Annotated in this window: 19 protein-coding genes; 14 read left to right on the top strand and 5 right to left on the bottom strand. The window is 55.3% G+C overall.

Going from position 1 to position 20,821, the window contains the following annotated elements; genetic code table 11:
• Positions 1-31: 31 nt before the first annotated feature.
• From HNEAP_RS11965 to cmoB, 8 genes are all read left to right on the top strand, one after another.
• A complete protein-coding gene (locus HNEAP_RS11965) occupies positions 32-955 on the top strand; it encodes a cytochrome c oxidase assembly protein (protein ID WP_012825241.1) in 924 nt (307 codons plus the stop codon).
• A gap of 9 nt (positions 956-964) precedes the next feature.
• Positions 965-1,600, top strand: coding sequence for an SCO family protein (locus HNEAP_RS11960; RefSeq protein ID WP_012825240.1), 636 nt, complete (start codon positions 965-967; stop codon positions 1,598-1,600).
• Positions 1,601-1,687: 87 nt separating this feature from the next.
• Positions 1,688-2,698, top strand: a complete 1,011-nt coding sequence (locus HNEAP_RS11955) for a PepSY-associated TM helix domain-containing protein (protein WP_012825239.1) — start codon at positions 1,688-1,690, stop codon at positions 2,696-2,698.
• A gap of 102 nt (positions 2,699-2,800) precedes the next feature.
• Positions 2,801-3,781, top strand: coding sequence for a COX15/CtaA family protein (locus HNEAP_RS11950; RefSeq protein ID WP_012825238.1), 981 nt, complete (start codon positions 2,801-2,803; stop codon positions 3,779-3,781).
• Positions 3,782-4,099: 318 nt separating this feature from the next.
• Positions 4,100-5,161, top strand: coding sequence for a selenide, water dikinase SelD (gene selD, locus HNEAP_RS11945; RefSeq protein ID WP_012825237.1), 1,062 nt, complete (start codon positions 4,100-4,102; stop codon positions 5,159-5,161).
• Positions 5,161-6,273, top strand: coding sequence for a tRNA 2-selenouridine(34) synthase MnmH (mnmH, locus tag HNEAP_RS11940; protein WP_012825236.1), 1,113 nt, complete (start codon positions 5,161-5,163; stop codon positions 6,271-6,273). Before selD ends, mnmH begins: the two co-directional genes overlap by 1 nt.
• Positions 6,270-7,046, top strand: a complete 777-nt coding sequence (cmoA, locus tag HNEAP_RS11935) for a carboxy-S-adenosyl-L-methionine synthase CmoA (protein WP_012825235.1) — start codon at positions 6,270-6,272, stop codon at positions 7,044-7,046. Before mnmH ends, cmoA begins: the two co-directional genes overlap by 4 nt.
• Positions 7,047-7,051: 5 nt before the next feature.
• Complete coding sequence (cmoB, locus tag HNEAP_RS11930; RefSeq protein WP_012825234.1) at positions 7,052-8,080, top strand: tRNA 5-methoxyuridine(34)/uridine 5-oxyacetic acid(34) synthase CmoB; 1,029 nt, start codon at positions 7,052-7,054, stop codon at positions 8,078-8,080.
• Here cmoB and HNEAP_RS11925 read toward each other — a convergent pair.
• The 4 genes from HNEAP_RS11925 to HNEAP_RS11910 form a co-directional block, all read right to left on the bottom strand.
• Positions 8,067-9,578, bottom strand: coding sequence for a YifB family Mg chelatase-like AAA ATPase (locus HNEAP_RS11925; RefSeq protein WP_012825233.1), 1,512 nt, complete (start codon positions 9,576-9,578; stop codon positions 8,067-8,069). The genes cmoB and HNEAP_RS11925 overlap by 14 nt on opposite strands.
• A gap of 213 nt (positions 9,579-9,791) precedes the next feature.
• A complete protein-coding gene (locus HNEAP_RS11920; protein ID WP_012825232.1) occupies positions 9,792-10,055 on the bottom strand; it encodes an accessory factor UbiK family protein in 264 nt (87 codons plus the stop codon).
• Positions 10,056-10,226: 171 nt separating this feature from the next.
• On the bottom strand, positions 10,227-11,759 hold the full coding sequence (locus HNEAP_RS11915) for an esterase-like activity of phytase family protein (protein WP_012825231.1): 1,533 nt from the start codon (positions 11,757-11,759) through the stop codon (positions 10,227-10,229).
• 119 nt (positions 11,760-11,878) lie between these two features.
• The gene (locus HNEAP_RS11910) at positions 11,879-12,379 is read right to left on the bottom strand and encodes a winged helix-turn-helix transcriptional regulator (RefSeq protein WP_012825230.1); all 501 of its coding nucleotides are present in this window, start codon (positions 12,377-12,379) and stop codon (positions 11,879-11,881) included.
• A gap of 165 nt (positions 12,380-12,544) precedes the next feature.
• Between HNEAP_RS11910 and HNEAP_RS11905 the strand changes: the two genes are divergently transcribed.
• From HNEAP_RS11905 to HNEAP_RS11890, 4 genes are all read left to right on the top strand, one after another.
• Positions 12,545-13,864 carry a D-amino acid dehydrogenase gene (locus HNEAP_RS11905; RefSeq protein ID WP_012825229.1) on the top strand — a complete coding sequence of 440 codons (1,320 nt, stop codon included), beginning with the start codon at positions 12,545-12,547 and terminating at the stop codon, positions 13,862-13,864.
• 19 nt (positions 13,865-13,883) lie between these two features.
• Positions 13,884-14,987 (top strand): alanine racemase, encoded by a 1,104-nt coding sequence (alr, locus tag HNEAP_RS11900; protein ID WP_012825228.1) that lies wholly within the window; start codon positions 13,884-13,886, stop codon positions 14,985-14,987.
• Positions 14,984-15,358 (top strand): RidA family protein, encoded by a 375-nt coding sequence (locus HNEAP_RS11895; RefSeq protein ID WP_012825227.1) that lies wholly within the window; start codon positions 14,984-14,986, stop codon positions 15,356-15,358. Before alr ends, HNEAP_RS11895 begins: the two co-directional genes overlap by 4 nt.
• 165 nt (positions 15,359-15,523) lie before the next feature.
• A complete protein-coding gene (locus HNEAP_RS11890; RefSeq protein WP_012825226.1) occupies positions 15,524-16,702 on the top strand; it encodes an MFS transporter in 1,179 nt (392 codons plus the stop codon).
• 55 nt (positions 16,703-16,757) lie between these two features.
• Here HNEAP_RS11890 and HNEAP_RS11885 read toward each other — a convergent pair whose 3' ends face one another.
• A complete protein-coding gene (locus HNEAP_RS11885) occupies positions 16,758-18,146 on the bottom strand; it encodes an aspartate aminotransferase family protein (RefSeq protein ID WP_012825225.1) in 1,389 nt (462 codons plus the stop codon).
• A gap of 377 nt (positions 18,147-18,523) precedes the next feature.
• Between HNEAP_RS11885 and speB the strand changes: the two genes are divergently transcribed.
• Together speB and HNEAP_RS11875 are read left to right on the top strand one after the other, a co-directional pair.
• Positions 18,524-19,474, top strand: coding sequence for an agmatinase (speB, locus tag HNEAP_RS11880; protein ID WP_012825224.1), 951 nt, complete (start codon positions 18,524-18,526; stop codon positions 19,472-19,474).
• 13 nt (positions 19,475-19,487) lie between these two features.
• Complete coding sequence (locus tag HNEAP_RS11875; RefSeq protein ID WP_012825223.1) at positions 19,488-20,795, top strand: NAD(P)/FAD-dependent oxidoreductase; 1,308 nt, start codon at positions 19,488-19,490, stop codon at positions 20,793-20,795.
• The last annotated feature ends 26 nt before the right edge of the window (positions 20,796-20,821 follow it).

The following is a 20,821-nucleotide window of genomic DNA, read 5'->3' as shown; positions in this document are numbered from 1 at the left end:
CCGGCTACTGCCCGGATTTTGTGAGCCGGCGGTGACCGATTCACCGACCAGCGCTCTGTTCAGTTCGGTGGCCAGCGCTGCCGCCTTTCTGCTGCCATATGAGTTTTCCCCCACGGTTCTCGGGGTCTGCCTGCTGGCAGCCGTGCTGTATTTTCGGGGTCTTCGACGGCTCAACCGCAAGGCTGGCTGGGATACGCTGTTGTTCGCCTTGGGGCTTGTCAGTATCTATCTTGTGCTGCAAACACAAATCGATTACTACGGCCGCTTCAGTTTTTTCATGCACCGGACACAGCATCTGGTTCTGCACCATCTGGGGCCATTCTTGATTGCCGTTTCCGCTCCCGCCTCCGTGCTGTTAGCAGGATTGCCGCAATACATGATTCGGATCATGATCACATTCCGCGCGCGCTATCCTGCCATTACATGGCCGATCCGCATGATTCAGGCACCTTTTGTATCCGGCCTCCTGTTCGTCGCCATCATCTATTTCTGGCTGATACCAGGCATCCATTTCGACGCCATGCTTAGCATGCCGCTGTACAACGCGATGAACTGGGGCATGGCCATCGATGGTCTCATGTTCTGGTGGATGATCTTCCGTCAACCACCCGCCGGGATGCTCGAGACACGCCACTACGGCGTTCGTCTGCTGGTCCTGTTCCTGGTGATGTTTCCACAAATACTGCTCGGCGCGTACATCGCGCTGAGCACGACGGATCTGTATCCCATATACGCCTTGTGTGGACGGGTTTTACCACTAAACCTACTTCAAGAACAGGCGCTGGGTGGATTGGTGACCTGGATTCCGGCCGCCATGATGAGCGTTCTGGGTGCGCTGGTTCTGTTGGTTCGTTGGTCACAACGCAGCAAGATGGACACAACCCCGCCCGTCGTCCTCGCACCTACCGCACAACACACGCCGCATCCGATGGCGGATCCATACACAACAACTTGAGGTGCGCTCATGCAAGACTTGGTTCGTGACCGGCGCGGCAACTGGTTATTTCTCACGCTGATTTTGTCTTGGTTGGTTATTTTCGCAAGCGGGTGCAGCAAGCAGCCTGTGCACTGGAATGCCACCGATATTACCGGGATCATGGCGCCACTGACCTTTAACCTCACCGACGAGCACGACCGGGCCGTGACCGGTAAAGACTATCGTGGCCATATTGTTCTGCTGTATTTTGGCTATACCTTTTGTCCGGATGTTTGCCCACAAACCCTGACCCGTCTGGCAACCGCCCTCAACTCATTGGGTAAACAAGCCGATGACGTTCAGGTTCTGTTCGTGTCGGTCGATCCCAATCGCGATACTCCGGCGGTATTGGACAAGTATGTCCGTTATTTCTCACCCCGGATTATCGGTTTGACCGGCACACAAAGCCAATTGAAGGCCGTCACCAAACGTTATCGGGTGGCCTACAGTTATGGCAAGGGATACCCGGACAAAAATAGCTATTACGAAGTCAATCACAGTGCTTCGATCTATGTCTTTGATCCCAAAGGTAATGCACGCCTGCTGATCGATCAGCAGGAAACCAGCGATCAGATCGCGGCTGATCTCAAACAACTGATTTTTGAATCATGGCCCCAATCATGATTCGGTTCTCGGTTTTTTTCGGCCTTGATCCCCGCGGGCTCCAATGCACATCGGAACGCGCTACATCCGATCCCGCAATGTAACGACATGAACAACACGAACACTAAAGAATCTAGCGTGATACCGCCCCGGTGGCGCATTCGGTTGCATATCTGGCTCGGTGTCACACTGACCCTGCCACTAACCCTGATCGCGCTCTCGGGTGCGGGTTTGGCCTTCGCTCGGGAATTCGAACGCGTCCTTGCGCCCGACCTGTGGACCGTATCCGCTGTGGGCGAAGGGCAGGGGATGAATCTAAACAGCGTGATGGAGCACGTACACCGGTGGCGGCCACACGATCAATTACTCAGCCTGAACATGCCTGAACGGCCTCAAGACACGGTCATGGCGACCGTAAAAGGCCCCGAAGGAAAAGTGTTCGAACTTTTTATCGATCCGTATCGGAAAATACTGGTTGGTGAACGACCTGCTCATCATGATGCCGTTTACTGGCTCGGTTCAATTCATCGATCCCTGAGCAGGGGTCCGATTGGAGCGGTCTTGGTTGCGCTCTCATCCATCGGCGTGATTCTGCTTTTTCTCCTCGGACAATGGTATCGGCGAGGACACCGGAATCAGCAAGGAAGCGAGCCGGTTGTTTCCGTCCACCGTCGACTGGTGTATCTGGCCGCCTGGGTTTGGTTGATTTGTGCATCGACAGGACTTTTTGCCCAAATCACCGATCAATCACTGAACTCTTTCGCACCGCCAGACAGCAGACTGTTCGCATCGGTGCCAGGCGACGCCTTATCGTGCACCGGCGCACAGGTGGACATGATCTGGTGGCAGACGGACGGACGGTCACTGGTACGCTGCACGGCCCCCGGCAGCTTCGGGCCATTTGGTACGCGGTACAGCAATGGTGCGCAGGACGCGATTTCCCTGTCATTCGAAGACTGGCTTGCCGCCGTTCACACCGGCAGTGTGATGGGCATCGGTGGTCGGGCAATCTGGTTCTGGAGCGTTGTCTTGCTGCCCGTGACCCTGCTGTCGGGCTTGTTGTTGGGATACAAACGTTGGCGACCACGATCCGTTGCTGTGCCGAGCAATCCCAAATAATAACAACGAAGACAGGTAACCCCATATTTTTAGCGGCTGATTCGATCGTCATCCGGCTTTAAGTGGCCTGACGATCAACGCGTGAACAGGAAACACACCCCGATGAACAGACAAAAACAACTGCATATCATGGCCATCGTGACGATGCTGGCCGTGCTCTTCCTGATTTGGGTAGGAGGCACCGTGCGTGCAACGGGCGCGGGTATGGGTTGTCCCGACTGGCCGACCTGTTTCGGACGCGTCGTTCCCCCGTTCAGCGCAGCCGATCTGCCACCCGATTACCGACACACCTACGCCCGGCTCGGCTACGACAAAATGCCGTTCGATCCAGTCAAAACCTGGACCGAATACCTCAATCGTCTGACAGGAACGCTGATCGGGCTGCTCTCGATTCTGACCTGCGTCCTCGCTTTTCTGGCACGCCGACAGGACAATGCCCTTCCCTGGCTCGCGGGCGGGGCATTGGGCCTGGTGATGCTGAACGGGTGGCTTGGCGCCGTGGTAATCGACACCAACCTCCATTCGGCCGTGGTCACCACCCATATGATGTTGTCGTTCGGTGTCCTGTTTTTGTTGATGGCGGTGGTCACACGGACATTTCCCTCATCCAGTCGCCAACCTGCACGCATCGGGCGACGCGGGTTTCTCCTGTTGCCCATCGCCATGGTGATCACCGTGGTTCAAACCGGTCTGGGGGCCCAGGTTCGTGAGCGGGTAGATCAAATGGGAACCAACGAACACCTGACCACTGTCGTATCCTGGCTTGATCACGTGGGTGCTGTGTTGAACGTCCATATGGCGGGCGCTCTGATTGTCATTATCATTAATCTCTGGTTAATGCTGCGGTTCTTTGGTACGGACGCGCGGGTCAATCGGGCATTGGGCGTGCTCTTTTTAATCGTCATCATACAAATCCTTTCAGGGACAATGCTCATCACCTTGCATCTGCCTACCCTCCTGCAACCACTGCATCTCTTGGGCGCATCCATGCTATTCACCACACAAGCCTTTCTGTTGTTGGTACCAACGCGCGCAGAGGATCAGAAGTCATCTCTTCATCATGGTCGTCCGACAACCAACTGATCTGTCAATCGGATCGATGACCCTCGTACCCAGGCCGAAAAAGTCAGGAAGCAGTTATCCGCGGTCGGTCGCGCTGCCCAAAATAACAAACTGCGGATAAACTGGGCGTAACTCGGGGAGAAAAAAGTTATCCACATTTCTCAACCATCCATCCACAATGGAAAGGATGAACCATACAGAGGTTCGCATTTCAGTAAGTCGTTCAATAAAATGGCCTCTTGCGACTTGAACGGCAAAACAGTCTTTGCCATTAATCATCACTAACAAAAGAATAAAAACATTCTTTAGTTAAACCAACACAACCGAACACGCCGAACCATGCAATACACCTCCAAAGAACCCGTTCGTCTAACCCAATACAGCCATGGGGCCGGTTGTGGCTGCAAGATATCGCCTGCCTTGCTTGATGAAATCCTGAAGACCAGCAATATTGAAAAAGCCCATTTCAGCCAACTCATCGTGGGTAACGACTCCAAGGACGATGCAGCCGTCATGGATCTGGGCGACGGTACCGGCATCATCAGCACCACCGATTTTTTCATGCCCATCGTGGATGATCCGTTCACCTTCGGGCGAATTGCTGCAACCAATGCCATCAGCGATATTTATGCGATGGGCGGCAAACCCCTGATGGCGATTGCTATTTTTGGTTGGCCCATCGATAAATTATCAGCAGAAGTCGCCTCTGCCGTCATCGATGGTGGAAAACAAGCCTGTCACGATGCGGGCATTCCACTGGCCGGCGGGCATTCCATCGATGCGCCAGAACCCATTTTCGGTTTGGCAGTCACCGGTCGCGTTGCACTCGATCACCTCAAGCGAAACGATCAAGCTCAAGTGGGCGATTACCTGTTTTTGACCAAACCATTGGGTATCGGCATTTTGACCACCGCGCAAAAATCAGGTGTATTGCGCGATGAGGATCGGGATACGGCACCCGATTTGATGTGCCAGCTCAATCAGATCGGTTATGAACTCGGACACATAAGTGAGGTTCATGCGATGACGGATGTCACCGGTTTTGGATTGGGCGGACACCTGCTGGAACTATGTCAGGGAAGTGGAACAGCTGCCGTGATTGATCTGGCACGGATACCGAAAATCAGAAATATCGATAGATATTTAAGAGAAAAACAAATTCCAGGCGGTACCCACCGTAATTTTGCCAGCTACGGAAAACACCTCGACGATATGACGGACGAGGAAAAAGCCATCGTCTGCGATCCGCAAACATCCGGTGGTTTGCTCATCAGTGTGGCGCAAACGGCTGTCGAACAGGTCCGGGAATTACTTAAAGCCAAAGGTAAACATGCCGAACCCATTGGTCGAATCATTGCCGCCGAGCCCAACGAAAAAACAGTCCGCTTCGGCGCGTTCTGATGGTCGATTGTGCACCCAAGGAAACGGATCTTAAGCGGGTTTTCCTTGAAAACATTCCGCTACTGGATGTGCGCGCACCGATTGAATTCAACGCGGGCGCTTTTCCTAAATCAACCAATATTCCGCTCTTGACGGACGAGGAACGTCACCTCGTTGGTATCCGTTACAAGTCGCAAGGACAGGACGCCGCCATTGCCTTAGGTTACGCGTTAGTAGATGAACAACAAAAGCAACAGCGAATCGCGCAATGGGCAGAATTTTTTGAAACACACCCCAATGGCATGCTTTATTGCTTTCGTGGAGGCCTGAGGTCACGCCTGACGCAACGCATGCTCATGGATGATGCTGGCATCACGGTTCCGCGAATCGTTGGCGGATACAAGGCCTTGCGTCGTTTTTTGCTGGATAGGCTTGAAGCGGATACGGCGCAAGCGAAACTGATCGTTCTGGGCGGGCGAACCGGCACCGGAAAAACGGTGTTACTCAATCAGTGCCAACGCTTTGTCGATCTGGAAGGTATTGCCCATCACAAGGGTTCGGCCTTCGGGCAGGAACTGGAGGCACAGCCGCCACAAATCAGCATCGATAACGAGATTGCCATTGCGTTGATGAGAAATCAGGTGGCCTGCCCTGATACGCCCATCATGCTGGAAGACGAGGGCTCAAAGATCGGCGCGCGTCGTGTTCCATTGCCTTTATGGGAAGCCATGCAAACCGCGCCATTGGTGGTTTTGCACACACCCGTCGAAAAACGGATCGAGCAGGTATTCGAAGATTACATCACCAGCAGGTTTCAAAAACTCATTCGGATTTACGGCCGCGAACAGGCTGAAGAAACATTGAAAACGAGTATTCTTCAGTCGCTGGATGCCATCAAGAAACGGCTGGGCCATACGCGGCATAAAGAGTTGTTCGCCCTGGCGCTCGCGGGATTGAGTCACTATTTCGAATCGGGCAATAAACACGGCATCGAATCTCTGATCGAGCAATTACTGGTCGGCTACTACGACCCGATGTACGACTATCAAATCAACAAGAAAAAACACCGTATCGTTTTTCAGGGCACAGAAACTGAAATCCGAGACTGGTGGTTTTCAAGATGTGACCTATGAACAACAACGAATGGGATCAATTCGCATCGATCAAGGGTGGAACAGACAAACTGTTCGACACCCCCGAAAAACCGGGGCCTTTTTGTTTCAACCAGGAAGTGGCCGCTGTTTTTCCGGACATGATCAAACGATCGGTGCCTGGATACGGGTTCACGCTTGATCTGATCAAGGATGTCGCGCGTTTGCTCGTCCGAGAAAACAGCAATCTCTTCGATTTGGGCTGCTCGCTCGGTGCGATCACCTTGGCCTTGAAAAGTGGCGTCTTAGCTTCGGGCATCGAGGCCGATTCGGTCACAATTCATGCTATCGATTCTTCACAAGCCATGATTTCGCGCGCGAAAGAACACATTAGTTCATTTCAGGCCAGTGTGCCGATCACGCTGCATTGCGGGGACATCACGATGCATGAGTACTGCAATGCGTCCTTGATTGTGTTGGCCTACACCCTGCAATTTATCGAACCGGAGAAACGGCTGGATCTGCTGAAAAAAATCCATGCGGGATTGAACCCCGGCGGCGGGCTGATTCTGGTTGAGAAAATTCACGATGAAGACGAGGCATTGCAAGGCATCAGCACGGAATTGCACCATGAGTTCAAGCGGCGAAACGGTTATTCCGAACTGGAAATCGCCCAAAAAAGACAGGCACTGGAAAACGTCCTGAGAACAGAAACCGAGCAAGCGCACATAAAACGTTTCCGCGAAGCCGGATTTAGCAAAACCATCCTGCTCGGCAAACACTACGCTTTTGCCTCATGGCTGGCGATTAAATAGAAAAAATGGAACCGAACACGATCAAAGGCCGATTTCTGGCAATGGCGTCAACGACGATGGGCGCCCATGGGGATGCCGACGGCGACAAGGCAGCGTTTTCCCAATGGTTAATTGCGCACGCTGCGCGATTCGATGACATCAATCACGGGCACTGGGAAGAATGGAGTCAGGTCGTCGCGCAGTTGCCCGCTATTCCTGCTGAACGGGTCGTGACACTGGATCAGCCGGTGGTTTCGGTTCGTGCATCCGATGTTGAGTCCGAAAACAGGAAAGTGGTAAAGGAATCCCTAGAGCGGCAACTTCGCCAATTGTCACCCTGGCGCAAAGGACCGTTTTCACTGTATGACGTGTTTATCGACACAGAATGGCGTTCGGATTTCAAATGGCAACGACTGCAAGCGCATATCAGTCCGCTCGATGGCAAAAAAATTCTGGATGTGGGCACCGGCAGCGGGTATCACCTCTGGCGGATGTTGGGCGATGGTGCAGCAATCGCGGTGGGCGTTGAGCCGACCTTGAGTTTCGTTGCCCAGTTCTATGCGGTGGCCCATCTTCTGGGTGAACGACGGGCCGTGATCATTCCCACGACGCTTGAAAACTTAAGCCGGGCGCCGTTATTCGATACCGTGTTTTCGATGGGCGTGCTTTATCATCGCAGAAACCCGCTCGGGCATATTCAAGAACTGGCCGAATGCCTGAAGCCGGGTGGGGAACTCGTGCTCGAAACCTTGGTGATTGCAGGCGATGCAGAACAGGTTTTGACCCCAACCGATCGCTATGCGGGCATGCGCAATGTTTGGTTCATTCCCAGTGTGCCCTTGCTCAGTGTGTGGCTGGCCCGTCTGGGCTTTGAGTCGATACGCCTCGTCAATCAAGAGTCGACCAGTCTCGATGAGCAGCGCGCCACGGATTGGACAGATTTCAAACCATCTTTGGCCAATTTTCTTGATCCACAGGATCGTTCCAAAACGATTGAAGGTTATCCAGCACCGCTGCGGGCGATTTTGACTGCCAAGAAAGTCAGCCGATCCTGAATAATCGATCCAGATTGCGGTAACCCATCGCCTCGCTCAGGCAAGCCGTATCAATTTGCGGTTTACCATCCAGATCGGCAATCGTACGGGCTACCTTTAAAATCCGGTTTCGGGCGCGGCCGGATAGCTTGAGTTTTTCAATGGCCTGATTCAAAAACAACTGATTTTTCGGATCGAGTTCGGCTACGTTGCCCAGTTCGCTCGAAGATAATTGTGCATTGGGTTTACTCTGCCGCCGCAACATGACCGCTCTTGCTTCGGTGACGCGCGCGCGAACCTCGGCAGACGTTTCTTCAGCAGCAACCGAATTGAATTCAGTCGCAGGAACCCTTGGAATTTCCAGATGCATGTCGATACGATCCAGCAGCGGCCCGGAAAGTTTTGCCCGATAACGTTGCGCCGCGATGGAATCGATTTCCACCCCTTGTGGCGAGGGATTCATGGCGGCAATCAACTGAAATTGTGCGGGAAATTCGGCTTGCTGCGCCGCGCGTGAAATGGTGATTTTGCCGTTTTCCAGCGGTTCACGCAGGGCTTCGAGCACTTTACGGTCAAATTCGGGCAGTTCATCGAGAAATAAAACCCCAAAATGCGCCAGTGAAATTTCGCCCGGTTTCGGGTTCGAGCCACCACCGATCAAGGCCACCGATGAGGCGGAGTGATGCGGGCTTCTAAACGACCGCAGGCCAAAACGTTCCGGCGTGAATCCCTGGCTTGAAATCGAGGCGATACGAGCCGATTCAATGGCTTCGCTTTCGGTCATGGGCGGAAGAATGCCGGGCATTCGTTGCGCCAGCATGCTCTTGCCCGCGCCGGGCGGGCCGATCAGCAATAAATTGTGCTGGCCTGCGGCGGCAATCGCGAGGGCGCGTTTGGCTCTGGGTTGGCCGCGCACCTCGGATAAATCGCCTTCCATTGCCGGATCAATCGGTTCCAAGGGACGTGGAACGATCTCATCGAGATTTTTTTGACCCGCCAAATGCGCTACCACGGCCGTTAAATGATGGGCCGTCAGGGCGTGAATATCCTTGATAACGGATACTTCATCCCCGCAGGCCTTGGGTAAAACAAGGATACGACGCGCATCACGCGTGGCAATGGCGGCAGAAAGCGAACCGTTAATCGGTCGAATGCCGCCATCGAGGGATAATTCACCCAAGAATTCATAATGTTTGAGTTGCTGTAACGCCGCTTCGGCATCTTTGCCGGGAATTTGTCCGGTAACAGCCAAAATAGCAATGGCAATCGCCAGATCAAATCGAGCGCTTTCTTTGGGTAAATCGGCGGGCGCGAGATTGATGGTGAGCCGCTTGGGTGGAAATTCAAAACCGGAAGATAAAATCGCGGCACGGACACGATCCCGGCTTTCGCGAACCGCCGTTTCAGCGAGCCCCACCAGTGTGATGGCCGGTAGCCCATTGGTGACATGCGCTTCAACTGTCACCAGCGGCGCATCAATACCAACTTGTGCTCGGCTGTAAACTTTGGCAATGGACATGACGATCCCTGTTTTATTCGAATGACTATTACGGGCGCGTTTTCAAACATCAGTTGGGAATCTCGTAAAACCCGTCATTCCCGCGTAGGCGGGAATCCAGCGCCTTGATTTTTTGGGTTCCTGCTTTCGCGGGAACGACGAATCACGGGTTTTTCGAAGTGCCCAGTTGAATGATTCGGCTGAAACATCCGCTGTTTCAGGAGAGACGATGGCCTATTCGTTTTCCGCGTTGTTGTTCAATGCAGCTTCCATAGCGGCTACGCGCTGTTCCAGCGCTTCGAGTTTCGTTCGTGTCCGCGCCAGAACCTGCGTTTGGATATCGAACTCATCGCGAGTCACCAGCTCCATTTTCTGGAACGCATTCATCACGGCTTGGCGAATAGTTTTGTCCATCTCAGTTTTGGTTTGACGCAGACTTTCCGGTAACGCCTGTTCGATGCGTTGAGAGAGTTCTTCGATGGTGTGAGCAATAGACATTAGGTTCGGCCCCTTTGTTTTGTATGTTGATTCTTGGCGATTATCGCCCTACATGCAAGTTTTTGTGGTAAGTAAATGATGAAAAGAAAGCCCCCAAGCGCGAAACACTCGGGGGCTTTAAATTCAAACGAATTGCTTCCTGTTAAGCGATAAAATCGTGCTCGGTTAAACTTACTTTTCAACTTGTTGCGTTGCTTTGATCACGAAGAATTTGCTGGGATCACCTTTGATACCAAAATCATTATCGTTGGTGAGGAGCATGTACTCATCGTTCAAGAAAGCCACACCTTCAACCTTCCCGGGTGTTTGCGCGGGCGTGTAATCATTTTCCGTATCAAACACCAGCGTTTTGGCTACGGGCGTAATGCCGACCGCGGTCAGATCGGTTTGCTCAGTCAGCGAAGGCTGTGTTGCGCGATCATCCCATTTCGTGCCCAATATGTTCGTCGCCTTGCTGAAATCACTGTGATAGAGCTTGGTGACCTTGCTGATGCGCTCCAATTGAATCAAATGACCATTAGGCGTCACGCTCATTTCGGATAATTTCACATCGTTCTGTTTTGTGCTGGCATCTGCTACAAAGGTATCCGGCGTATCGAGTTGGTACACGTATTCGCCGGTAACTTTATCGAAGCTGCCGTCAGCGTTCAAAGCCACCGTAAAAATGCGATTGTTACGCGACGACTTATAAGCAGTTTTCGATGGGTTGGCCAAGGGGCTTTGCATGCCGAAATACAGCGTTTTGCCATCAGGCGAAACTGCCACATCTTCGATCCCACGGTTCAGTGAACGCAGGTCTAAAATGCCCGGCAAACCGCAGGTAATCGGATAATTGGCGGCCGGTGTTTGCGGTGTGCCGTTTTTCAGCGCATCGCACACACTCATTGATTTGTTGGTGATGTCATTCATCACGCCGCTGTCGTTTGGAACAACCCGTTCAAGCACGCGACCATCGGCAGCCACATGTACGATACTGGGCGCGTATTCCTCGCCAATCCAGAAGCTGCCGTCGGGCAGTTGCGCCATGCCTTCGGTATCGAGGCTGTTTTGGTTGAAAGGCAAACGCTCGGCGGTATTGCTGTAGCCGTTTTCGGTATTGGCAACCACTGTGTCGGTACTGGCCACTGTGGTTAAATCTTTTGGCCGATCCGGTAAATCGTTTGATAGCCCACCGATTGGGTTACCGTCTTGATCCAACAGCGGGATAGTTTTAACTAAAGTCGGCTGCATGGTGCCACCTTGTTGCACCAGCTTGAACTGATAAATAGTCGGGTCGAAGAAAGGTGCGGGAAAAATTTTGCCGTTGTTATCGACCTGGAATGTGCCTGTGCTGTCGAGAGCGCCACAAAAATCGGCGAGATTAACCGGGGCTTTAGCCGAATCCTCGCACTTGATGTTCGGGCCACGGTCAGACGCAGTGTAGAAAATATCGGCAGGGTCTTTCGGGTTATGGAAGGCTTCGCTGCCATAGCCAATGGTCATCTGGAAAGGCGCGGCTGGACTGACCGTACCGTCGTGGCTAACAAAGGTCACCGGCTTGCCCAGATTGGTATTTAGCTCATAGTCACCGGCAATCAAACTCACATCGCTAGGTGCGTTTGATGCCGTGTTGTCACTAGAACTGTTGCATCCGCTGAGCATCAGGCCGGATACCATTGCGGCCACGAGCCAGGCGATATGGGTAATTTTGGGTTGAGACTTCATTATTTCGCTGTCCTTTTCAATTTTATGTAAGGCTCAGCATCTTCGAGGAGCAAAGTGAAAATTAAGTGACACTTTTTTGACCATTTAATGAAGCAACATAGGAGTCTCACCCGATTGCCTTAAGGAACCTCTGCTGTCTCCAATGGCAGGGCGAGTGTTTCCTTGACCTCTTCCATCACGATGTAACTCTTCGACTCCTGTGCGCCGGGCAAGGCCAACAGGATTTCACCGAGCAGTTTCCGGTAATCGGACATCTTCGAGATCCGCGCCTTGATCAGGTAATCGAACTCGCCTGACACGAGATGACATTCCAGAATGCTGGGCAGCTTGATGATCTCCCGTTTGAAGTTTTCGAACATCACGCCGGATTTTGCCGACAGCTTGATTTCCACGAAGACCAGCAGCGATAACGCCAGCGCCTGAGGATCGAGCCGGGCGTGATATCCGAGAATGACCCCTTCTTTTTCCAGCCGTTTGATTCGCTCGCCGCAGGGTGTGACGGATAGACCGACCTGTTCGGCCAGATCGCTGACGGAGATGCGGGCGTTCTGTTGCAGTATGTCCAGAATCTTGCGGTCGATTTTGTCCAGCTCTCGAACCGAATGAGTGCGGATGCGCATGGGTTGTGCCTTCTTTGGGTGCGGTGCAAATTTTCAGAAAAATATATACACATTTGTAGAAAATATAGTTTTCTATTATTGAAATATCCATATTTACAGATAATCGTTTGTCACGAGATCAATAGAATTTCTTGTGTAGTAGCTTTGATTTTCTGGAGGTAGGCGATGCGGATCATAGTGCTCGGAAGCGGTGTGGTGGGTGTTACCAGCGCCTATTATCTGGCCCGTGCGGGCTTCGAAGTGACCGTGGTTGATCGAGAGCCCAGCGCAGCCATGGAAACGAGCTTTGCCAATGCCGGTCAGGTGTCGCCGGGTTACTCTGCGCCCTGGGCCGCGCCGGGCATTCCGTTGAAGGCGGCCAAATGGCTGTTCCAGCGCCACGCGCCCCTTTCCATCCGCCCCGATGGTTCCCTTTTTCAGTTGCAGTGGATGGGCAAGATGCTGCGTAACTGCACCTCCGAACGTTATGCCATCAACAAGTCGCGCATGGTTCGCCTGGCCGAATACAGCCGAGATTGTCTGGGTGAATTGCGCGATGAAACAGGCGTAGTCTACGAGCAGCGCACCCAGGGAACCCTGCAGCTTTTTCGTTCCCAGAAACAACTGGATTCTGCCAGCAAGGATATTGCTGTTCTTGAAGAATGCGGCGTGCCCTACGAATTGCTGGATCGGGCCGGTTGTGTGGGCGCGGAACCCGCACTGGGCCTTGTCAGTGAAAAAATTGTCGGCGGCCTGCGTTTGCCGGGCGATGAAACCGGCGACTGCCATATGTTCACGACCGCGCTTGAGGCGGAGGCCCGTAAGCTGGGCGTTACGTTTCGCTACAACTTCCCGATTTCACGATTCCTCAAAACGAACAACCGGATCACCGGCATTGAGTCGCCCAAAGGCGAGCGGGTCGAAGGCGATCAATTCGTGGTGGCCTTGGGCAGTTACTCGCGCCAGCTGCTGAAAACCCTGAACATCGATATTCCCGTCTATCCGGTCAAGGGGTATTCCTTGACGGTGCCGATTACGCATGCCGATGCCGCGCCGGTTTCCACCATCATGGACGAAACCTATAAAGTCGCGATCACACGATTTGATAATCGCATTCGCCTGGGCGGCATGGCCGAGTTGGCGGGCTTCGATCTCGGCCTCAACCCACGTCGTCGCGAAACGCTGGAAATGGTGGTCGGCGATCTGTTCCCGCAGGGCGGAAATGTCGAGGACGCCACGTTCTGGACCGGATTGCGTCCCATGACACCCGACGGCACGCCCATCATCGGCGCGACCGGTTACGATAATTTATGGCTCAACACCGGTCACGGCACATTGGGTTGGACGATGTCCTGCGGATCGGCGCATGTTCTGGCGGATCTGCTGGCCGGTCGACCCACAGCAATCGCAGCCGATGATCTGGGATTGTCTCGCTACGGCGGCAAACAAGCTACGTATTCAAGGGCCACGCGGGTCGTGCCGAAATCCCAAGTGATGGGCTCATAAGGTTCAGGATCGTACATTCATGAGTCGTCCGCTTGTTGCGCACATCCGCTTGGATGCGTTTCGACATAACTATCGACTGGCCAAAGCGGCGCATGGCGGCCGTGCGTTGGCCGTGGTGAAGGCCGACGCCTACGGCCATGGCGCCGTCGAATGCGCACGCGCCATCGCCGATGAGGCCGATGGTTTTGCGGTTGCCATGATCGAAGAGGCCCTGAGCTTGCGCGCGGCGGGTATTACCGCCCCCATCCTGTTGCTGGAGGGCTTTTTTGACGTATCCGAATTACTCGACATTCAGATTCACAACCTCTGGATCGTGGTGCATCACCGCTGGCAGGTCGATGCCCTGTTGGCAGCGCATCTGACTCGCCCGATCACGGTTTGGTTGAAAATGGACAGCGGCATGCATCGGGTGGGCATCGCGCCCGATCAGTATCGGGCAACATACGAACGTCTGAAAAATCATCCCTCTATTGCACAAATCGTGTTGATGAGTCATTTTGCTCGCGCGGATGAGCCGGAGTCCGGGCATATGCTGCAGCAGCTCGAAACGTTTCATGCTGCCACGATGGGCATCGATGCGCCGGTCAGCCTGTCCAATTCCGCCGCCGTACTGGGCTGGTCGGGCGCACGTGCCGATTGGGCCAGGCCGGGCATCATGCTGTATGGCGCCGATCCGTTCGTCGGCAAGGCGGGCGCATCGATTGCCGAGCAGTTGCGCCCGGTGATGCGGCTTGAGGGCGGAATCATCTCGGTGCGCATCATCGCCCGTGGCGAACCGTTGGGGTATGGTGGCGCTTTTGTCGCCGATCGCCCGACCCGAGTGGGTGTCGTTTCCTGCGGTTATGCGGACGGCTATCCCCGAACAGCCCCGACCGGCACGCCGGTCGCCGTGGACGGTCAGTTGACCCGGCTGATCGGTCGGGTGTCCATGGACATGCTGACGGTTGACCTGACTCATCTCCCGCAGGCGGATATAGGCAGCCGCGTGGAATTATGGGGCGATCAGGTACCGGTAAACGCGGTGGCCTCTCGCGTCGGTACGATCGCCTACGAATTGTTATGTCACGTTAAACGGGCCCGATTCGAGTATTCGGGCCAAACCATTCATCAGGAGACAATATGAAGCAGATCCAGACCTCTAACGCACCGGCCGCGATCGGTCCTTATTCGCAGGCGATTGCTGTCGGCACAATGCTCTTTACCTCGGGGCAAATCCCGTTGCGTGCCGATGGCACGCTGGTTGAGGGCGATATCAAGGTACAAACCCAACAGGTGTTCGACAATCTGCGCGCGGTGATCGAAGCGGCGGGCGGCACGCTGTCCCAAGTGGTCAAAACCACGGTATTTCTCAAGGACTTGCAGGATTTCGTCGCAATGAACGGCGTGTACGAAGCGGCATTCGGCGATCACCGCCCCGCCCGTTCTGCCGTGCAGGTTGCCCGTCTGCCGCGCGATGTTCTGGTTGAAATTGAAGCCATTGTCTCACTGGCGTGATCAAAGTACGGCAAGGAGTCGCTGCACGAATCGATTCATGTCTTCATCGGCCAACGCCCGCCTTGTGCTCCGTATTTGAATGACGTGCGTCGCACTGCGGCAGGGCAGACTTTCCCTGTGCCCGAAGAAATACTGTCTTGTGCAGCCGTCCCGAGGTAGGTTTCCATGACCCAGCAGCACCCCATCGACTGGGGTACGGTGGCCGCGCTTAATGTAGTCTCGATATTCTCGCAACTGGGGCAATTCGGTATCGGGTTCGTGGTGTTGCCGGTTTGGCTGGCGCAACATGGGCTCAATGCCACCGAGCTCGGGGTGCTTGTATCTGCCCAATGGTTGGGAATGCTGATTGGTTTGGCCATCGCACCCCGACTGAATGTCCGCCTCGGGCATGCGAAGGTTATCGCCTTGGGCTTGCTGGTCACCATGATCGGTTTTCTGGTCATGCTGAATGTGGGGCCATACGCATGGTTGCCCGCGGTGGTCGTGATCGGGTTGGGCATGGGCTTGCGCTGGATTGGTCTGGAACCCTGGTTGTACGGGATTACCCCCACGCAGGGTCGGGGGCGTTTGGTCGGGTTTCACGAAACCATGATCGGGATCGCGCCCATCGTGGCCCCGCTAACGACGAATTGGGTTGGTATTGAAGGATCCGGGCCATTGGTGCTGGGCTTGATCTTCACTGGCATGGCCTTCATCCCGCTCGCGTTTGCAGGCGTGGCGCCGAGGGCCAAGATGGTTCAGGTCAAGCGCGCCTCAGGTCAGGGTCCGTCGCCGCGTAATCTCATTTTGGCTTTGGGTGTGGCAACCGCGGCCATTGGCGGTATCACGGAAGCGGCGTTCTCGGGTCTGTTCCCCATTTTCGGCGCAGGGCGTGATCTTAGTGCCGACCAGATGGTCACCCTGCTGACCTATTTCGGGTTCGGCGGGTTGCTATTGCAATACCTCATGGGCTGGCTTGCCGACCACCGTGGCCTCGTATTTGCGGTGTTGGTGAATGCTGGCATGACCATCCTGATGGCGATTGTGACCAGTTTTCCGCTGGGATTTAACGGTCTTGCCGTTACGTTTTTTGTGATGGGCGGCACGATTACCGGTTATCTGACGTTGGCGATCGTGGCTTCGACCAAAGCCGGTCACGGGGATTTGTCGGTTAATGTTCGGCTTATTTCCATGGCCTATACCGCCAGCGCCATTTTCGGGCCGTTGCTTGCTGGCGTCGCCATGAAATCCTCCACCAGCGAGGCACTGATCTGGCTGGTGGGCGCTTTGGGCGTGGCCTTGTGTGGCTACGTGCTGATTCAGACGCGACGGCGTGTCTTGCCGGATCGGTTACCTGACGCCTGAGTGCCGTTGAACGAGCTCGGTCGCAGGATTCGATGACGTTTGTTGATTGCGCCGGTTAGTGTGCTGTCAACGTCGACAGGCAGTCGTCGAGCACCGTGAGCAGCTTGTCGATATCCGCCGGACGGGTCTCGGGACAGACCAGCATCATGTTGTGAAACGGGGTCAGCAGCACGCCGCGATTGAGCAGGTAGAGGTGGATGGCGTGTTCCAGTTCGTCCTGCTGGGCGGCACGGGCTTCTCGGGCATTGACGGGTGCGGTTGGGCAGAACTGCAATTCCAGCCGTGCGCCGATTCGGGTGATGCACCACGGCAGGGCATGGCGTGCCAACAAGGCAGTCAAGCCCTGTTCGAGGGTCGCGGCGAGGGTCAGCATATGTTCGTAGGCCGCTGGCGTGGCGACCTCGGTGAGCGTGGCATGCAGGGCAGCGAGGGTCAGCATGTTGCCGGACAAGGTCGTGCCGATACCGGAGTGACCGGGTGGCGCTGCGTCCTTGGCTGCTTGCATGCGTTTGGCCAGTACCGCGCTGAAGCCATAGGCCGCTGCGGGCAATCCACCGGCAATCGGTTTGCCGAAGACAACGAAATCCGGCTCGATACCGGCGTTGCGCGCCCAGCCACCGCGGCCGCTGGAAATGGTATGGGTCTCGTCCAGAATCAGCAAGGTACCGTAGCGTGTGGTCAGCTCGCGCAGACGGGCGATAAACCCGGGCAGGGCCGGAACCATACCGCAGTTGGTGAGTGCGGGTTCGGTGAGCAGGCAGGCGATTTCCCCGCTGGAGAGTTCGCGTTCCACTGCCGCTAGGTCGTTGAAATCCACCGCCACGGTATTGAGGCCGAGATCGACGGTTTGTCCGATTAAGCTGGCCCTGCTGACGGTTTGGCTGACTGTCTTTCCATCCTCGGCATCGACCACACAATCAACCAAGGTGTCGTCCACGGTGCCGTGATAGCAGCCATCGAATACCAGCAGTTTGGTTCGCCCGGTGACCGCCCGCGCCCAACGCAGTACAAAGCGATTGGCGTCGGTTGCGGTGGTCGCGAGCTGCCAGTAGGGTAGGCCGAACTGATCCGCCAGCGCCGCGCCCACATCCGGTGTGTTTACGCCGGGCAGCATGGCGGTAAAACCCCGCCTTGCCTGTTCTTCGAGCGCGCGGGCAACCGGTTCCGGGCTATGACCGAACATCGCACCGGTATCGCCCAGACAGAAATCCGTGTAATCGATATTGTCGGCACAGGTGAAGTGCGCCCCCCGCGCTTCACGCACAAACAGGGGCGTGGGCGTGCCCCAGTCGTTCATCCAGTGCATCGGTACGCCATAAAGGTAATGTTGGCGGGCCTCTTCGGCCAGTCGCGCCGACGTGGGGTGCAGTTGCAGATACCGTTGGCGCTCGCTTTTCAGCAGGCGTTCTGCATAGGCAATCAGGGCATTGTTGGTCGAATGCATGTCGGGCCTTTATTGGGCACAAATGGCCCCATCTATTTGTGCAAAATGGCCCTGTTGATCGGACCAATGTCTGAGTTAGTATCCTACTGGAAGCTTTGAATAATTCCATCCTGGAATTTTCAGAGCAAGCAAAGCAAAAGGCGTGACGTTTGCTTTGCTTCATTTTCAATCACGTATGTGATTGAAAATGGCGGCACGTCCTTGTGCCGCACGGAACCTCTGAATTAATCAGAGGTTCCTACCGAAATCAACGCGCTCGATAACAAATTTTTTGATCTAACACCCTGTTCGACGCCGTTCGGACAGGGAAGAAAAAAGTGCGCCGCATAAGCGGTAGTGCGTGGATTATTTGTGATCGATCTGAATGGAGTGACGCCATGAATCATACGTTTGCCTATTTGTCTGCCGGCGGGTTCCTCGGGTTGCCGATTACGCCGGATGCGCCGTCCTCCTCCGAGTCGGGCAAGCCGTTTGCCGTGGCCGGTGTGACCTGGGATTGCAGTGTCACCAATCGTCCCGGATCGCGTCTCGGGCCTGGTGCGATTCGTCAGGCCAGCCGGATGCTGTGCGACGCAACCCACCCGCTGTTCGATACCTCGCCGCTCGATAAACTGGTCGATCTGGGCGATTTGCTGCTTCCCAATACGAGTCTTGAGAGCATGCGTGCCGCTTTGATGCCGCAAGTGAGCGCACTGCTGGATCGGCATGAAATGGTCTGGCTCGGCGGCGATCATTCAATCACCTTGCCGTTGTTGCGCGCCTATCGTGCGCATTTCGGCCAACCGCTGGCCTGCATCCATTTCGATGCCCACTGCGATACCTGGACGGACCACTTCGGCGAGCCTTCCGGTCATGGCACCTGGGTGTATGAAGCCTTTAAAGAAGGGCTGGTCATACCGGAAGCCTTTGTTCAGGTCGGCATCCGTTCATCGGGCGTGCGCGAGGCGCGTGAATTCGTGAACGATCAGGGCGGTCGCATTTATACGGCCCGTGAATTGCGCGGGCGCGATGGTGCCGGTTTGCAGGATGTCATCGACGAGGTGCGGGCACGTCTGGCGCAGAACGGAAATCCGCCGGTCTATCTGTCCTTCGATATTGATGTCTTCGATCCGGCCTTCGCCCCCGGAACGGGCACGCCGGAGCCGGGCGGACTGACTACCGCGCAGGCCATGACCTTGCTGGAAGGTTGGCACGATCTCAATTGGGTAGGCATGGATCTTGTCGAAGTGGCCCCGCCGTACGATCACGCCGAGCTGACCAGCAATGCGGCATCGACCATGATCTGGACCTGGCTCTGTGGTCGTCTAGCCGCCTGTGCCTCAACTTGAACGGAACCCCACCATGCTCGCCTGCGAACAAAAACTGATTCAGAACTCCTATTACACGGCCAGTGCCCATGCGCATACGAGCTACCCTCCGCTGGATGGCGATGCTGCCGCGGATGTGTGCATCGTCGGTGGGGGGCTCGCCGGCTTGTCTGCGGCCATTGAGCTGGCGGACCGCGGCTATTCGGTCATCGTGCTGGAAGCCGAGAGCGTCGGTTGGGGCGCGAGTGGCCGCAACGGCGGGCAGATCATCGCTGGCCTTGCCTGCGATCAATCGGTGATCGAAAAGGCTTTGGGGCTTGAAGCCGCTCAGCAGGCATGGGACATCACCATCGAAGCGCTCGATCTGGTTCGCGAACGGGTCAAACGGTTCGATATCGACTGCGATCTGGTGGATGGTTTTCTCGGTGTGGCCGTCGGTAAGCGTAAAGGCGTCGCCCTGCGTGACTGGTTTGAAACCATGGCGAAGCGCTACCACTACGATTCGGACGCCGAATGGATCGAACCGGCTGACCTGAACCAGTGGATCGATAGTCCGCGCTTTCATAGCGGTTATTACGATCGGCGTTCGGGGCATCTGCATCCGCTCAACTACACGCTCGGCCTGGCGCGCGCGGCGCACAGTCTGGGTGTGCGGATCTGCGAACACACACCGGTACGCACGATGACCAAGGGAGAGCCTGCCGTGCTGCATACGGACAAGGGCCGCATCACGGCGCGTTATGTCGTACTGGCGGGTAACATGTACCTGCCCGAAGTGTCGCCGAAATTGGCGCCTTCGCTCGCGAGTCGAATCATGCCGGTGGGTACCTACATCGTCGCCACCGAACCGTTGGACCCGGAATTGGTTGCACGCCTGATCCCTACCAAGTCAGCGGTTTGCGACACCAATTTCGTGCTGGATTACTTCCGCTTCTCAGCGGACAACCGCATGCTGTTCGGTGGTCGGGTGAGCTACAGCACCATGACGCCGCCCAACCTCAAGCAAGACATGCACAAACGGATGCAGTTGGTTTTCCCCCAGTTGGCAGATGCCAAGGTGGAATTCGCCTGGGGCGGTTTTGTGGACATCACCATGAATCGAGCGCCGGACTTCGGCCAGATGGCGCCGAACGTGTTCTATCTGCAAGGTTTCTCTGGTCATGGCGTGGCACTCACCGGCATGGCGGGCAAGATGGTCGCCGAAGCTATCAGCGGTCAAGCGGAGCGACTTGATCTGATGGCGCGCATTCCACACCATAGTTTCATTGGCGGAAAACGGTTGCGTATGCCGGCGCTCGTTCTGGGCATGACGTGGTACCGACTTCGCGACGCGCTGGGTTGAGCGCTCATTTTAAGCAAAGTGAATCA

It is taken from the genome of Halothiobacillus neapolitanus c2, assembly GCF_000024765.1.
Taxonomy (GTDB): Bacteria; Pseudomonadota; Gammaproteobacteria; order Halothiobacillales; family Halothiobacillaceae; genus Halothiobacillus; species Halothiobacillus neapolitanus.
The sequence above is the reverse complement of the archived record's forward strand: the minus strand, read 5'-3'. Positions and strand labels throughout refer to the sequence as shown.